This is a genomic window from Asticcacaulis sp. DW145, from assembly GCF_037101385.1.
Lineage (GTDB): Bacteria > Pseudomonadota > Alphaproteobacteria > Caulobacterales > Caulobacteraceae > Asticcacaulis > Asticcacaulis currens.
The window spans coordinates 687,926-701,621 of record NZ_AP029024.1 but is presented as its reverse complement, the minus strand read 5'-3'; the positions used below and the strand labels follow the sequence as shown (position 1 = coordinate 701,621).

Genomic DNA, 13,696 nt, shown 5'->3' with positions numbered 1-13,696 from the left:
CTAAAACGTGATCACAAAAGTGACGGAGGAATCCCATGAAAATCAGCGTGCCGAAGGAAATCAAGAACCACGAATACCGCGTCGGGCTGACGCCGGGGAGCGTGGCCGAACTCACCCACCACGGGCATCAGGTGTTTGTCGAAACGCAGGCTGGGGCCGGCATCGGTTTCAGTGATGCCGACTATCAGGCCGCCGGAGCCACGATCGTGGATACCGCCGAAGCGACGTTTGCGGCGGGTGACCTGATCGTCAAGGTCAAGGAACCGCAACTGCACGAATGCGCCTGGCTGAAACCGCATCAGACTCTGTTCACCTATCTGCACCTCGCCGCCGACAAACCGCAGGCCGAGGCGCTGATGGCGTCAGGCGCCACCTGCATCGCCTACGAGACGGTGACCGAGACGCAGGGCGGCCTGCCGTTGCTGCGCCCCATGTCGGAAGTGGCGGGGCGTATTTCGGTGCATGTCGGGGCCAGCTATCTGCACAAGGCCTATGGCGGGCGCGGCGTGCTGATAGGCGGCGTGCCGGGCGTCGAACCGGCGAAGGTCGTCATCATCGGCGCGGGCGTTGCGGGTATCAACGCGGCGCAGATGGCCGCCGGGCTTCAGGCAGACGTGACCGTATTTGACGTCTCGGCGCACAAGCTGATCGAGATCGACCGCCTGTTCCACGGCCGCGTCAAGACCGCCTATTCGGCACGCGCCGCTCTGGCCGCGGCCGTGGCCGAGGCCGATCTGGTCATCGGCGCGGTGCTGATCCCCGGCGCGGCCGCCCCCAAGCTGGTGACGCGCGACATGCTCAAGACCATGAAGCCCGGCGCGGTGATGGTCGATATCGCCATTGATCAGGGCGGCTGCTTTGAAACCTCCCACCCGACCACGCATCAGGATCCGATCTTCCTCGTCGATGGTATTGTGCACTATTGCGTCGCCAACATGCCGGGGGCGGTGGCGCGCACCTCGACTCTGGCGCTCAATAACGCCACCCTGCCCTTCGTGATCAAGATGGCAAAGCTGGGCGTCGCCGAAGCGCTGAGCGCCGATGCGCACCTGAAGGCCGGGCTCAATGTCGCGGGCGGGCATATCCGCCACGCCGCCGTGGCCGAGGCGCTCAGCCTGCCGTTTGTTGCCTGATACCCAGGGTCATTGGAAATGACCCTGGGTATGCCTTTCAAGCCTGTCTCATGTCTTTGATACATATGAGACAGTCTCGGTTTTTCAACGGACGGATGCGGTCAGCATCTTCGGCCGTTGGCATGACAGGGTGCGGCGTCCTGCCGCACCTTCGGGCGGCTTTTTTCACCCGCAAAGTCTGGCAATCCGGCCCGCGCACCCTATCTACAGCTTACCAGTCGGTCAGACGTCCCCCCCCCCTGAACTGTCCGGCTGAAGATGGCGCTTGAGACTTCCCCCCTGGTCTCAAGCGCCTTATTTTTTGCCTTGTCTTCGCCTACCGCGGCCAGGGCGGCAGAGCATGGGTCATCAGGTGCCAAAGGTTATAACGCGCCGCCTGTGCCGGACGCGCATTGTTGCGGTCCGTCGGTTCGGGCAAGACCACGGCGGGCGAGGTCTTCATCGTCTGCCCCGGATAATAGTCCATGTGATCGAAATCACGGTCCACCGCCGGATCGAGCCACAGAAAGGTCGAGGGGATCTGATAATTGGCGACATTGGCCGGGCGCGGGCTGGCCCCTGTTCGCCCCAACGCGGCCGTGAGCGGTGCGTCGATCTCCCCAAAGGCCGTTGCCGCGAAATTACCGGGCGGATAGGCCAGCATCAGCACCTTGTCCGCGCGTGAGGCCAGTACGGAGATCCGTTCGGCCTTAACCTCCACGCCCTTATAGCGCTTGGCAAAGGCGTCGGCATTGACCGCCGGGGCCGTCAGACACACTTCGCGGAAGGGGCGCTTGACCGCCTTGAGGCACTCCAGTCCCACACGCGCCCCCAGACTGTGTGAGATGAAGTTCACCTCCGCCGCCGCACCGCACTGGGTATCGACAAATTCAGCCAGCCGCGTGCCCGCCGCCCTGGCATCCTTGTGCTCCCACATATAGTTGATGGGCGTGGCCGACTCGCCGGGCCACAGTACGCCGATCACCAGATAGCTTTCATTGAGGCTGAGGAACTGCCGCACCCCGGCCAGAGCGTTGAAACTATCCCGGAATCGCACATTGTAGCCGTGTGTCACAAAGACCAGCCGCCGGTTGGCCACATGGGCCGACAGAAGGGCCACATCTGGATAGGTCTGCACCCCGGCGGCGAAGGGCTCGATCACCTTCCCATCCGGTTTGCTGACGTAATGCAGCCGGGCGCTTTTCAGATCAGCCACCGTCGTTGTTCCCGGATTGGGGCCGCCGCGCACATCGAAAAACCACACGGCCTAACCCTTGTTCGTTACGGTTTTCAGGGCATCGCTGGCTGCCCGCAGGGCCGAGGTCAGGTCCTTGGCAATTGGGGCCAGAGGCACAGCCAGCAGGCCGAGAAGGGTCGCGCCCGCCCACACCACGCCGTCCGGCACCGTGGCGTCCGCATAAGCAAAGGCTGCGCCACAAACCAGCGCCAGCAGGATCGACACCCCCGCCGCCGATAACCGGGCCTTGGCGCGATAGTCATGGTCGGCCAGCTCAAACGCCGCCTCCAGCCGCGCCCGCACCAGCGCATCAAACCGCCCCAGTGCATCGAAGGCCTGTTGCGTTTTCACCGGATCAAAGAGAACAGGCGGCACCGCTGCCTCTACACCACCCGCCGGAGAGGGGGGCGGTGGCGGATTGCGGATCAGCGTGACGGCGTCTTTCAGGCTGCTGACATCGACGGCCCCTTCGCCTCTGGCCAGGGTCGCCCCCGCATTCAGCAGACGATCCAGAAGCGCCTGCGGGTTGTCGTCGTTCAGTCCCAGACGCACCATGGCGATGACCGTATTAATCTGCTGATCACGCGGCGTCCCGTTGAGCCAGTAACCCCGCAGCACCGGCTCCCATTGCGGCCCCAGCGCCACGCGCAGCGCCGGCTCCAGCGCCTCATAAACCGCCCGGATATGCCTGTAGCCGCAGGCCGACACGCCTCCATTGGGCAACAGACCGCGCGACGCATCGACCAGCGCCGAGGCGGCCGTGCCGACCGCGCCGGTGGCCAGGATCACGGCTCCGACATGCTCGATAAGCTGAGTAGCGACTGTGGAATCGGCCATGACATCCCCCGCTTGATAAATGCAACCTTAAGATGATAACCCCATTATAAATCGTCTGTAAAGCTTGCTTTGTGGTCTTATCCTTGTCACAGGCTCACACAGGGAGGACAGATAATGACCGATATTTTTGCGGCCACGCTCGACGATCTGCCGCGCGTACAGGCGCTGGCGCGCGACATCTGGCCGGAATGTTTTGCGGGCATCCTGCCGCCCGACCGCATCGGCCCGATGGTCGAGGCCATCTACGCGCTGGACACCCTGCGCGACGACATGCAGGTACGCGGCCATCGCTACTGGCTGGCGCAGGTCGATGGGCACGACGCCGGCTACGTCTCCGCCTATCAGGAGGGTGCGCGCCTGTGGCTGAAGAAGCTTTATCTGCGCCACACCTGCCGCGGCGAAGGCACGGGTAAGGCGCTGATCGCGACCGTCCTGAAGGCTTTTCCCGACGCCCGTGAACTGGCCCTCTATGTCAATGACGGTAATGCGCCGGCCATCGCCTTCTACCAGGCGCAGGGCTTTGAGATAGAGGCCACGGTCCCCGTGCGCATGGGGCCGTTCGACTTCACGGACCATGTTATGCGCAAGGCGCTCTGATCCGATCCGAACACGCCCTGAAATAATATTTCACATGCCGTGAATTTCATGGCACCTTGTCCACAGGCGTACATCGCCAGCATGGAGGAATGGACACAGGGAAGACCTAAAGGCGCCCTGTTCGGGTGGTACGACACGAGCCGCTGCCCAGGAAACGGAGGTCACAGATGCCGAACCCCCCGAAAATCCGCCGCATTCGCACGGACGAGCTGTTTATCGTGCGCGATCTGGCCATGCTGATCTGGCCGCGCCTCTACCGCAACGTCGTCTCACCCGTGCAGATGGACGCCATTATCAGCGCTCTTTTCGATCTAGACACGCTGGAAGAAGATATGGACGACCGCGGCCATATCTATTGGGTCGCCGAAGTCAACGGCAAGCCCGTGGGTTTCCTGTCCGCCGCTGCCGAAGCCGATCACGTCAGCGTCCATAAGGTCTATGTCCTCGAGGACTACCGCGGCTGCGGCATCGGTAAGGCCCTGATGCAGGCCGCCCTCGGCCATTTCGAAGACACCCGCACCCTGTCACTGATCGTCCCCAAGGACCACGACCACGGTATCGGCTTTTCGCTGAAGTCCGGCTTCACCTTCGATCACGAAGAACCCACCCGCGTCGGCGGCTATGACCTGACCAACTACGTCATGCGCAAAAGCCTTGATACCGCGGTAACATCGTAGGGTCAGAATTCTGGATTTCAGATTCCGGGGTTCAGGTTCTGGGGCCAACTGGCCCCAAACCCCGCAACGCCCCCTTTATACTTCCCTGCCTTTGGCGGGGAGGGGGACCGTGCCGGCAGGGCGGGGTGGTAGGGTGTCTTCCTTCAATAATGCCAGCAGTTCCCAAAAAAATAGCGCTAAGAGCCCGCCCGCGTCAGCGCCTCCAGCGACGGCCCGCCCAGCCAAGCCTTCCAAACGAAGACCAGCGCCCCGTGCAGCAGCACCGCCGGCCATAACGACCCGGTACGCCAGCGCATCAGCGCGCACCCCAGCCCGATCAGCCAGGCATTGAGCAAAAAGGCCGGCTGCAAAAAGAAGCCCGCGCCCGGCAACAACACCAACGCCTCAAACACGTGCCACAGTACGAAGATCAGCGTGGCCATGCCGATCCACAGGACGGGCCGCCTCGTCTCCGCCTGCGCCGGGATCATCAGACCGCGAAAAGCCAGTTCTTCGCTGAATGCCGGAACCAGCATCACACTGAACCACAACCCCAGTAAACCCGCCTGAGGCGACGCGACCCGTAATATACCGCTGCCGAAGCCGATCACCGCCACGGTCAGCGTCACCGCCGCCGACACCCCCGCGCACCACGCCCAGTCCTTCGGCGACGGCCAGACGATCAGGCTGCGCCCGGCGCCCGTTACCCGCTCGCGGATCAGGTGCAAAGGCGTCATTTGTTCGCCTCGGCCTCCTGCGCCGCCTTGTGCACGGCCAGTAGCGCCTTGCCCTTGCTCTTATCGGCCCCGGTCATCTGCCCCTCCAGTGCCTTGAGCTTCTCTTTCGCCTCTTCATTCTTTTTCTCGGCCGACAGGCTGTACCACGCGAAGGCGCTGCCGCGATCCTGCGCCATACCCATGGCGTTTTCCGCCATAATCCCCAGTTGCAGCATGGCCGATCCATGCCCCTTCAACGCCGCCTTTTCAAACCAGCTTTTGGCATCCGAATAAGAGGTCTTTACCGACAACCCTTTGAGGAACATGTAGCCGACATAGTACTGCGCATTGCTATCGTCCTGATCCGCCGCCTTGCGGAACCACTTATAGGCCTGATCATTATCGGCTTCGAGGAACTCGCCGGCAAAGTACATGTAACCAAGGCTGTATTGCGCCTGCGCGTTGTCCTGCATGGCCGAGAGGCCGAACCATTTGAATGCCTCGGCCAGGTCCGGTTCGACGTCCTTACCGTAATAATAGACGTCACCCAGTTCGTACTGCGCGTTGTCATCGCCCAATTTCGCTGCCTTGATCAGCCATTCCCGGCTTTTGGCCGCGTGCTTGCTCAGGCCTCCGCGTCCCTCATCGTAAAAGACAAAGACCTTATAGGCCGCGCCGGCCTGATCCTTGGCGGCCGCCTGCTGATACCATTTCAGCGCCTCGGCATCGCTCTTGTCGCGGCCTTCGCCAAATTCGTACATGATCCCCAGATCGTACATGGCGTCGGCGTCACCCTTGTCCGCCGCCGTGCGATAATGCTCATAGGCGGCCGCGAAATCGACCTTTTCACCATGCAGGCCCAGCACCGCAATATTGCCCAGTTGCGCGTGCGCCCCGGCATGACCCTGCGCGGCGGCCTTTTTATACCATTCGATGGCCTTGGCATTGTCTTCGGCGACGCCATAGCCGCCGTCGTAGTAGAAGGCGGTGCGGAACTGCGCTTCGGCCATCCCGGCCTCAGCGGCTTTTTGCGCCCATGTGAAGGCCTCGGTCCAGTTGCGCTCCACCCCCTTGCCCGTGAAATAGAGCAGGCCCAGCGCGTACATCGCCACCGGGTCACCCTTTTCGGCGGCGTCCTTTACGGTCTCAAACGGCTTATCGGAGAAGGCTGTCGGCGCGGGCTTATCAAAGGCCTGAGCGGCCAGCGCCGCATCGCCCACGAACAGGCCACCCGCAATCAACAGCGCGGAACAGAAGATTTTCAGAGACATAGGAGGCTCCCCCCGGAACGATAACACCTCTCCCTTGTGCCAAACCTGCGCCGGAAAATCCAGTCCGATCCGATTAGGGTCTCAGCTTAACAAAAGGTAACCTTGTCCCCCTTTTGCAAGCGCCCAATTTCGCCTATGTGTAGAGCCTACACACCGGGCTTTAAGGGAGCTACCCTCGTGATCAAGCTGAAGCGTATTCTGGGTCTGTTTGCCGTCGCGGCCGCCGCCGTAAGCCTGACGGCCTGCGACGTAAACCGCATCCCCACCCAGGAAGAAAACGCCAAACGTGCCTTCTCCGACGTGCAGGACGCCTATCAGCGCCGCAATGATCTGGTGCCGAACCTCGTCTCGACCGTGCAGGGCGCGGCTATTGCCGAACGCGGCACCCTGACCGAAGTGGTTGAGGCGCGCGCCAAGGCCACCAGCGTTACTGTCGATGCCTCGACCCTAACCGACCCGGCCAAGTTCCAGCAGTTCCAGCAGGCGCAAGACGGCATGTCTTCTGCGCTCGGCCGTCTGATGGTCGTGGTGGAACGTTATCCGGACCTCAAGAGCCAGCAGAACTTCACGACCCTGATGTCGCAGCTTGAAGGCGCGGAAAACCGCATCTCTATCGCGCGCCGCGATTTCAATGCCGCGGCCCAGACCTACAACACCACCCTGCGCTCCTTCCCGCAGAATATCCTGGCCTCGACCATCCATTCCGGCTCCAAGCCGATGGAGTATTTCAAGGCCGCGCCGGGTGCCGACAAGGCCCCGAAGGTGGACTTTTCGGGGCTAAATAACGCCGAAGCCTCCAAGTAAACGCCTGAACGGAAGGCCGTCCCATGTCTCTCCCCGCCTCCGCCCTGCGGATCAGGACCGCATGGACGGCCTTTATACTTGTCTGTCTGGCCCTGTGGGCCTCCGCGGCCTTCGCTGCGCCGGACTTCCCCAAGCTGACCGGGCGCGTCGTCGATCAGGCTGAGCTTCTGACCCCCGAAGTCGAGGCAGACCTGACCGCCAAGCTGGCGGGCCTCGAAAACGCCACCACGGATCAGGTGGTCGTCGTCACGGTCAGCAGCCTTCAGGGCTATGACATCGCCGATTACGGCTATCAGTTGGGCCGCGCCTGGGGCATCGGTCAGAAAGAGGCCCGCGCCACACCGGGCGCCGAGTCCGAAGCGGGCGGCCAGTTCAAGAACAACGGCGTCCTGCTGATCGTTGCGCCTAATGAGCGCAAGGTTCGTATCGAGGTCGGTTACGGCCTCGAACCGGTCATTACCGACGCCTACTCATCGCTGATCATTCAGAATGCTATCCTGCCGGCCTTCCGCGACGGCGATTACCCGACCGGTATCGTCAAGGGCACGGACGAGATCATCGCCCAGCTTTCGGCCGATCGCGGCACCGCCATCGAAAAGGCGCGTCAGATCGAGCATCAGCCGGTCCACAAGGGCGAACGCTTCCCGGTGTGGATCATCATCGTTGTGGTGCTGTTCCTGCTGATCTTCGGGCGCGGCTGGCTGCCCTTCTTCATCCTTGAGGCCCTGCTGCGCGGCGGCGGTGGCGGCGGCTGGAGCGGCGGCGGCGGGGGTGGTGGCTTCAGCGGGGGCGGCGGCAGCTTCGGCGGCGGTGGTTCGTCGGGTAGCTGGTAGAGGGAAAGACGGACATGCCTTTGAACATCGACCACGCCCGCATCAATGCCGCCATAGCCCGCGCCGAAACGCAGACGGCCGGTGAAATCACCTGCGTCATCAAGAAAACGGCGCTCGACTATCCGGAAACGCCGCTGATGTGGGCGGCGGCTTCGGCCTTTATCCTCCCGCTGATCTTTTTGGGCTTAGGCATTTGGCCGCACGACTGGCTGGGGCCGGTCTTAAGCGCCCTTGCCGGGTGGAATGCGCCAAATGTCACGGGCGAATTGCTGGCCGCCGAAGCCATCATCTTCTACGCCCTGACGCAGCTTATCCTGTTTGCCGCCGTGTATCTGCTGGTCAGCGTGCCGAAGGTGACGCTGTGGCTGACGCCGCGCTTTATCACCCGCCGCCGCGCCCATAAAAAGGCGCTGGAGCAGTTTCTGGCGCGCGGCCTGCACCTGACCAAAGCCCATACCGGCGTGATGATCTTCTGCGCGCTTGAGGAACGCTTTGTCGATGTGATTGCAGATGAGGGCATCTATTCGCGCGTGGACAAGAGCGAATGGAACGCCACGGTCGCCGCTCTGGTCAGCCATATCAAAAAGGGCGACTTGACGACCGGGTTTGAGGCCGCCGTCGAACGTTGCGGCGTGGTGCTGAGCACGCACTTCCCGCCGGGTGCTGAGAACACTAACGAATCTCCAGACGTGCTGATCGAGATTTAACCCCAGCGCCAGCGTGTTTTCACTATGGCGACAGCAAATCCTATCACGATTAGTGCCACCTCCGACCACACGAGCCAGTCACGCCACGGCTACTCCAGCTTCGCCTGAAGATTCGCTGGATCGCCAAACACAAAGAAAAGCAGCAAACCCTCGAGGACTAACAGGAGCAAGCCTTGCAATCGAACCGGATACAACACCCCCGCTAAGGGATATTTGACCGAATGAAACCATGAGTCATCATGCGTTTGCTCACGGCGCTCCCACAAAGGTGCTGGCTCTTGCATGATTAATCCCCCTTCGGACTGAAAAGGTAATCCTGTTTCCGAAACCCAGCAAAGCGATTTTCACATCGTCGCTCTCTCTCCTCCCTGTTGCGAAACAACGGGGAGGTGGCAGCCCGCCGGGCTGACGGAGGGGGACGGCGCCACAGGCAAGCCAAAGCTCAGTCGCCGATCGTTCGAGCCATCCCCTCCGTCAACTCACTTCGTTTGTCGCCACCTCCCCATGCCTTTGGCATAAGGGAGGAGTGAAGAGGCGAATATGCGACTGGCCTTCCTCACTGATCCCGTGTACACACCGCCGCCCTTTTGTGTGTCTCTGGCGGAACCTCCCATGTCTTTGCGTCCCTATTGCGGTATAGACTTCGGCACCTCCAATTCGGCGGTCAGCGTCGGGCGCGGCGATCAGGTGCAGCTTGTCCCCGTTGAAGGCGATGCCGTCACCCTGCCCTCGGCCCTCTTCTTCAATACCGAAGAAGACCACCTCAGCTTTGGGCGCAAGGCGATTGCCGAATATCTCGATGGCTATGAAGGCCGCCTGATGCGCGCCCTGAAATCCGTGCTAGGCAGCCATCTGATCACTGAGACCACTCAGGTCGGCACCAAGCGCAAAAACTTCCGTGAGATCATTGGCCTCTACATCGCGCACGTGAAACAGGCCGCCGAACGCCACGCCGGTGAGCGCATCGAAGACGTGGTGCTGGGCCGTCCCGTGCACTTTGTCGATGACGATGCGGAGGCCGATCAGCGCGCCGAAAACGAGCTGCGCGGCATTGCCGAGGCGCAAGGCTTCAGGACCATCCGCTTCGAATACGAACCTCTGGCCGCCGCCCGCGATTACGCCAGCCGCCTCAGCGCGCGCGAAACCGTGCTGGTGGTCGATATCGGCGGCGGCACGTCGGACTTTTCGGTCCTCAGCCTGTCGCCCGACCATTCGGATATTCTGGCCAATACGGGCGTGCATATCGGCGGCACCGACTTTGACCGCCTGCTCAGCATGGATACGGCCATGGTCGATATGGGCTGGAAGTCGAAGCTGAAAAGCGGGCTCGACATGCCGGGCCTGACCTATCATCAGCTTTCGACTTGGCACCTCATCAACTTTCTCTACACGCAAAAGGTCATGCACAGTGTGCGCGAACTGCACCATCTGGCCGAACGCCGCGACCTGACGCAGCGCCTGATCAAGGTGCTGGAAGACCGCATGGGCCACGCCATCGCCAGCCGCATCGAAGCGGCCAAGATCGCTTTGTCGGCCGATGAGGTCACGCACATCGACTATGACGATATCGAAGCCGGCTGGGTGTCAGACGTGACGCGCGAGACGCTGATCACGGCCACGGCGCGCGAAGTGGCCAAGGTGGTGGCCACCGCCTTGCTGTGTGTGGAAAAGGCGGACCTTAAGCCGGACGCCATCCATACCCTGTTCATGACCGGCGGTTCGACCGCCATGCCGGGCTTTGAGGCCGCTATGCAGGCTGCCTTCCCGGCTGCCAACATCAATTACGGGGACCGCTTTTCATCGGTGGCGTCGGGTCTGGGTCTGGCGGCAAGGGCGGCCTTTACAACGTGATTGAAGCTTAAATTGCGCAGCCTGTTCAGGCCATGCGAGTTTTGCGGATACTAAAGACAAAGAGTATCAAGAACACAATCACACTGCCTGAGGCGATGTATTTGCCCCATTCGAAGCCGCGTTCGATCAATGCGACACCTGTGCCGACACCGCCACCGATGCAAAGTACTTTCCCCAGAGTCAGCAGATAACCCTGCCAAGTGATCGGCCACCAGAAGCCAAACGGTCCCCACTTGAACAGAAATCATGCCCCTCGAATTTTAGGCGTTGGACGCTCCTGATCCTACAAGGGTTTGGATTTCGAAAATTCAGCCATGAGTGGAGTTTAACTAAGCACGATCCTCTGTCAATGCGCGTGAATAGAGCCAAAACCCGTTCCGGTGCGCTGCTTTACAGACCTTCTCCGATACGGCATTGAGTCACGGCCATAAATTTCAGGTTTCAGGGTTTGAGGCCTTGCCATCCTCCCCCGGCTTCTGTATTAACGCGCTAACACAGTAACACACATGACTGACAAGCCCGCCAAGACCCCGCAATCCTTCGCCGCTGATGAGGCGGAGCTGGTCCGCGCCCTTCTGACGCTCAAAACGCCCGAAGAGGTGCGCGCCTTTCTCGACGACCTGTGTACACCGTCAGAGATCCGGGCCTTTGCCGAACGCTTTAAGGTCGCGCGTCTGCTGGATGAAAACGCCCTCTCCTACCGGGACATCTCGGAACGGACCGGGGCATCGACCACCACCGTCACCCGTGTGGCGCGCTTCCTGCGCGATATGCCGCACAAGGGCTACCGGCTGGTGATCGACCGATTGAAACAAGAAAGTCACTAAAGTCCTATGCCTTCCGAAACCCTCAGACTGCGTATCGCCGTTCAGAAATCCGGCCGTCTGGCCGACCGTTCGCTGGAGCTGATTTCCGGCGCGGGCCTGCGCGTCATGAAGGGCGCCAATGAGCTCCTGTATCGCATCGAGAACCAGCCCATCGACCTCCTGCGCGTGCGCGACGACGACATCCCGACCTTTGTCGCCGATGGCGTCGCCGAACTGGGGATTGTCGGTTACAACGTGCTGGCCGAGCACTTTCCGGAAGATGACCTCGAGGAGCGCATCGTCATGCGCCTCGGCTTCGGCAAGTGCACGCTGAAGATCGCCGTGCCGGACAGCGTCACCTATGAGGGCCCCCAAAGCCTCGAAGGCAAGCGCATCGCCACCTCCTACCCGAATATTCTGGGCAAATGGCTGAAGGACCGGGGCGTCAGCGCCACCATCGTTGAAATGCGCGGCGCGGTCGAGGTGGCCCCGCGTATGAAGATCGCCCACGCCATCTGCGACCTTGTTTCCACCGGCGCGACGCTGGAAGCCAATGGCATGAAGGCCGTCGATCTGGTGCTGGCCTCCGAAGCCGTGCTGATCAAGGCACCGCACGCGCCGCCCGTTGATCTGGCGCACGTCTATGACATGCTGCTGCGCCGTTTCGATGGCGTCACGGCGTCGAACGGGGCCAAATATGTGATGCTCAACGCGCCACGTGAACACCTGAACGAGATTATCGAGCTGATCCCCGGTGCCGACGCCCCGACCATCATGCCTTTGGCCGGACGCGAAGACACGGTGGCGGTCCACGCTGTGTGTCAGGAAAATGTCTTCTGGGACACGCTGGACAAGCTCAAGGCGGCGGGCGCCTCGGCGATCCTCGTCCTGCCGATCGAAAAAATGATGAAGTAGGTGTCGCGGACACCCTTTTAGTTAGGCCTGCGGCACCGCAGGCGGGTATGCACCATGAAGACCTTTATCTGGAACGATCTCAGTGCTTCTGAGCGCAGGACGGCGTTGTCCCGTCCGGAAAACCGGCGGGATGCCCGCGTGCTCGAAACGGTGAAGACCATTTTCGACGACGTCGAAGCGCGCGGTTTTGAAGCCATCACGGACTGGGCGACGCGGCTAGACGGTCACGCCCCCGTGCGCGTTGAGCTGACGCGCGGTCTGGTCGATGAGGCGCGCGCCAATCTGAGCGCCGACGATCTCGAAGCCATGGAACTGGCGGTCGAACATGTGCGCGCCTTCCACGCCGCCGAGTTGCCGTCCGCCGGGCCGGTCATCGCGCCGTCGCAAGGTCTGTCGCTTCAGCGCGTCTATCGCCCCATCTCGACCGCCGGCCTGTATGTGCCGGGCGGCACCGCGCCGCTGTTTTCGACCCTGATCATGACCGCCGTGCCCGCGCTGGTCGCCGGTGTGCCCAACCGTGTTTGCGTCACCCCGCCCGCCAGAGACGGCTCGCTGCATCCCATGATGATCGCGGCAGGGGCCGCTGCCGGTCTTGAGGCCGTATGGCGCGTCGGCGGGGCGCACGCCATCGCCGCCATGGCTTTGGGCGCGTTGCCTGACGTCCCGGCAGCGGACAAGCTGTTCGGGCCGGGCAACAAGTACGTCGCAGAGGCTAAACGTTACGCCACCGAGCGCATCTCCGGCATCGCCATCGACATGCCTGCCGGGCCTTCGGAGCTGATGGTCATTGCCGACGCCTCGGCCAATGCGAAGCTGATCGCCGCCGACCTTTTGTCGCAGGCCGAACACGACGCCGATGCGCAGGTGGTGCTGGTGACGCTGGACGCGGATATGATCGCTGCCGTAGCCGCCGAGCTTGAGGCCCAACTGGCGACCCTGCCGCGCGCAGCCATCGCCCGCGCTTCGCTGGAGCAGGCGCGCCTGTTTGTCGTCGATAGCCTTGAGGCCGCATCCGAAGTCGCCAACCTCTACGGCCCGGAACACCTGGCGCTTCAGGTGGCCGATCTCGACGCCTTGATCCCGCAACTGACCGCCGCCGGCACGGTGTTCGCCGGGACCTACGCCGCCGAAACCTTTGGCGACTATGCGGCCGGTCCCAGCCACGTCCTGCCGACCGACGGGGCGGCACGGGCCTGGGACGGCATCACCATCCGCTCCTTCCTGACCAGTTTCGTGGTGCAACGCGCCACGAAACAGGGCGCGGCTACCATTGCGCCCGCCGCCGCCCGTCTAGCGCGTCTGGAAGGCCTTGAGGCCCACGCGCTGGCGGCAGATTTCCGGTTAGAGGTTTAAC

Annotated in this window: 14 protein-coding genes; 10 read left to right on the top strand and 4 right to left on the bottom strand. The window is 62.1% G+C overall.

Features of this window, described 5'->3' with window-relative positions:
• Positions 1-35 precede the first annotated feature (35 nt).
• A complete protein-coding gene (gene ald, locus AACH73_RS03220) occupies positions 36-1,133 on the top strand; it encodes an alanine dehydrogenase (RefSeq protein ID WP_272740646.1) in 1,098 nt (365 codons plus the stop codon).
• A 316-nt stretch (positions 1,134-1,449) separates the two neighbouring features.
• On the opposite strand, the gene AACH73_RS03215 is transcribed toward ald, so the two are convergent.
• Positions 1,450-2,376 (bottom strand): alpha/beta hydrolase, encoded by a 927-nt coding sequence (locus AACH73_RS03215; protein ID WP_338735400.1) that lies wholly within the window; start codon positions 2,374-2,376, stop codon positions 1,450-1,452.
• Between the two features lie 3 nt (positions 2,377-2,379).
• Positions 2,380-3,186, bottom strand: coding sequence for a hypothetical protein (locus AACH73_RS03210; RefSeq protein ID WP_272740648.1), 807 nt, complete (start codon positions 3,184-3,186; stop codon positions 2,380-2,382).
• Positions 3,187-3,300: 114 nt separating this feature from the next.
• Here AACH73_RS03210 and AACH73_RS03205 point away from each other — a divergent pair, with 114 nt between their 5' ends.
• Entirely contained in the window at positions 3,301-3,783 is a 483-nt protein-coding gene (locus tag AACH73_RS03205; RefSeq protein ID WP_272740649.1) for a GNAT family N-acetyltransferase, read from the top strand.
• 167 nt (positions 3,784-3,950) lie between these two features.
• A complete protein-coding gene (locus AACH73_RS03200; protein ID WP_272740650.1) occupies positions 3,951-4,460 on the top strand; it encodes a GNAT family N-acetyltransferase in 510 nt (169 codons plus the stop codon).
• 176 nt (positions 4,461-4,636) lie between these two features.
• Here AACH73_RS03200 and AACH73_RS03195 read toward each other — a convergent pair whose 3' ends face one another.
• Complete coding sequence (locus AACH73_RS03195) at positions 4,637-5,176, bottom strand: CPBP family glutamic-type intramembrane protease (protein ID WP_338735399.1); 540 nt, start codon at positions 5,174-5,176, stop codon at positions 4,637-4,639.
• On the bottom strand, positions 5,173-6,426 hold the full coding sequence (locus tag AACH73_RS03190) for a tetratricopeptide repeat protein (protein WP_338735398.1): 1,254 nt from the start codon (positions 6,424-6,426) through the stop codon (positions 5,173-5,175). Before AACH73_RS03190 ends, AACH73_RS03195 begins: the two co-directional genes overlap by 4 nt.
• 177 nt (positions 6,427-6,603) lie before the next feature.
• Between AACH73_RS03190 and AACH73_RS03185 the strand changes: the two genes are divergently transcribed.
• The 7 genes from AACH73_RS03185 to hisD all read left to right on the top strand — a co-directional run bounded on the left by AACH73_RS03185 (position 6,604) and on the right by hisD (position 13,695).
• Entirely contained in the window at positions 6,604-7,230 is a 627-nt protein-coding gene (locus AACH73_RS03185; protein ID WP_272740653.1) for a LemA family protein, read from the top strand.
• Between the two features lie 23 nt (positions 7,231-7,253).
• Positions 7,254-8,063: a TPM domain-containing protein gene (locus tag AACH73_RS03180; RefSeq protein ID WP_272740654.1), complete on the top strand. Its 810-nt coding sequence runs from the start codon at positions 7,254-7,256 to the stop codon at positions 8,061-8,063.
• A 14-nt stretch (positions 8,064-8,077) separates the two neighbouring features.
• Positions 8,078-8,770 (top strand): hypothetical protein, encoded by a 693-nt coding sequence (locus tag AACH73_RS03175; RefSeq protein ID WP_338735397.1) that lies wholly within the window; start codon positions 8,078-8,080, stop codon positions 8,768-8,770.
• A gap of 612 nt (positions 8,771-9,382) precedes the next feature.
• Entirely contained in the window at positions 9,383-10,621 is a 1,239-nt protein-coding gene (locus AACH73_RS03170; RefSeq protein ID WP_338735396.1) for an Hsp70 family protein, read from the top strand.
• A gap of 506 nt (positions 10,622-11,127) precedes the next feature.
• Entirely contained in the window at positions 11,128-11,448 is a 321-nt protein-coding gene (locus tag AACH73_RS03165; protein WP_272740657.1) for a YerC/YecD family TrpR-related protein, read from the top strand.
• 6 nt (positions 11,449-11,454) lie between these two features.
• Positions 11,455-12,342 (top strand): ATP phosphoribosyltransferase, encoded by an 888-nt coding sequence (gene hisG / locus AACH73_RS03160; protein WP_272740658.1) that lies wholly within the window; start codon positions 11,455-11,457, stop codon positions 12,340-12,342.
• 54 nt (positions 12,343-12,396) lie between these two features.
• A complete protein-coding gene (hisD, locus tag AACH73_RS03155; RefSeq protein ID WP_338735395.1) occupies positions 12,397-13,695 on the top strand; it encodes a histidinol dehydrogenase in 1,299 nt (432 codons plus the stop codon).
• Position 13,696: the final 1 nt, after the last annotated feature.

What these genes read in the sequence shown, in the direction of transcription:
- AACH73_RS03165 (WP_272740657.1), top strand. Translation starts at nt 11,128, where the DNA reads ATGACTGACAAGCCCGCCAAGACCCCGCAATCCTTCGCCGCTGATGAG.
- AACH73_RS03180 (WP_272740654.1), top strand. Translation starts at nt 7,254, where the DNA reads ATGTCTCTCCCCGCCTCCGCCCTGCGGATCAGGACCGCATGGACGGCC.
- AACH73_RS03205 (WP_272740649.1), top strand. Translation starts at nt 3,301, where the DNA reads ATGACCGATATTTTTGCGGCCACGCTCGACGATCTGCCGCGCGTACAG.
- AACH73_RS03210 (WP_272740648.1), bottom strand. Translation starts at nt 3,186, where the DNA reads ATGGCCGATTCCACAGTCGCTACTCAGCTTATCGAGCATGTCGGAGCC.
- AACH73_RS03200 (WP_272740650.1), top strand. Translation starts at nt 3,951, where the DNA reads ATGCCGAACCCCCCGAAAATCCGCCGCATTCGCACGGACGAGCTGTTT.
- ald (WP_272740646.1), top strand. Translation starts at nt 36, where the DNA reads ATGAAAATCAGCGTGCCGAAGGAAATCAAGAACCACGAATACCGCGTC.
- AACH73_RS03190 (WP_338735398.1), bottom strand. Translation starts at nt 6,426, where the DNA reads ATGTCTCTGAAAATCTTCTGTTCCGCGCTGTTGATTGCGGGTGGCCTG.
- hisG (WP_272740658.1), top strand. Translation starts at nt 11,455, where the DNA reads ATGCCTTCCGAAACCCTCAGACTGCGTATCGCCGTTCAGAAATCCGGC.
- AACH73_RS03195 (WP_338735399.1), bottom strand. Translation starts at nt 5,176, where the DNA reads ATGACGCCTTTGCACCTGATCCGCGAGCGGGTAACGGGCGCCGGGCGC.
- hisD (WP_338735395.1), top strand. Translation starts at nt 12,397, where the DNA reads ATGAAGACCTTTATCTGGAACGATCTCAGTGCTTCTGAGCGCAGGACG.
- AACH73_RS03175 (WP_338735397.1), top strand. Translation starts at nt 8,078, where the DNA reads ATGCCTTTGAACATCGACCACGCCCGCATCAATGCCGCCATAGCCCGC.
- AACH73_RS03170 (WP_338735396.1), top strand. Translation starts at nt 9,383, where the DNA reads ATGTCTTTGCGTCCCTATTGCGGTATAGACTTCGGCACCTCCAATTCG.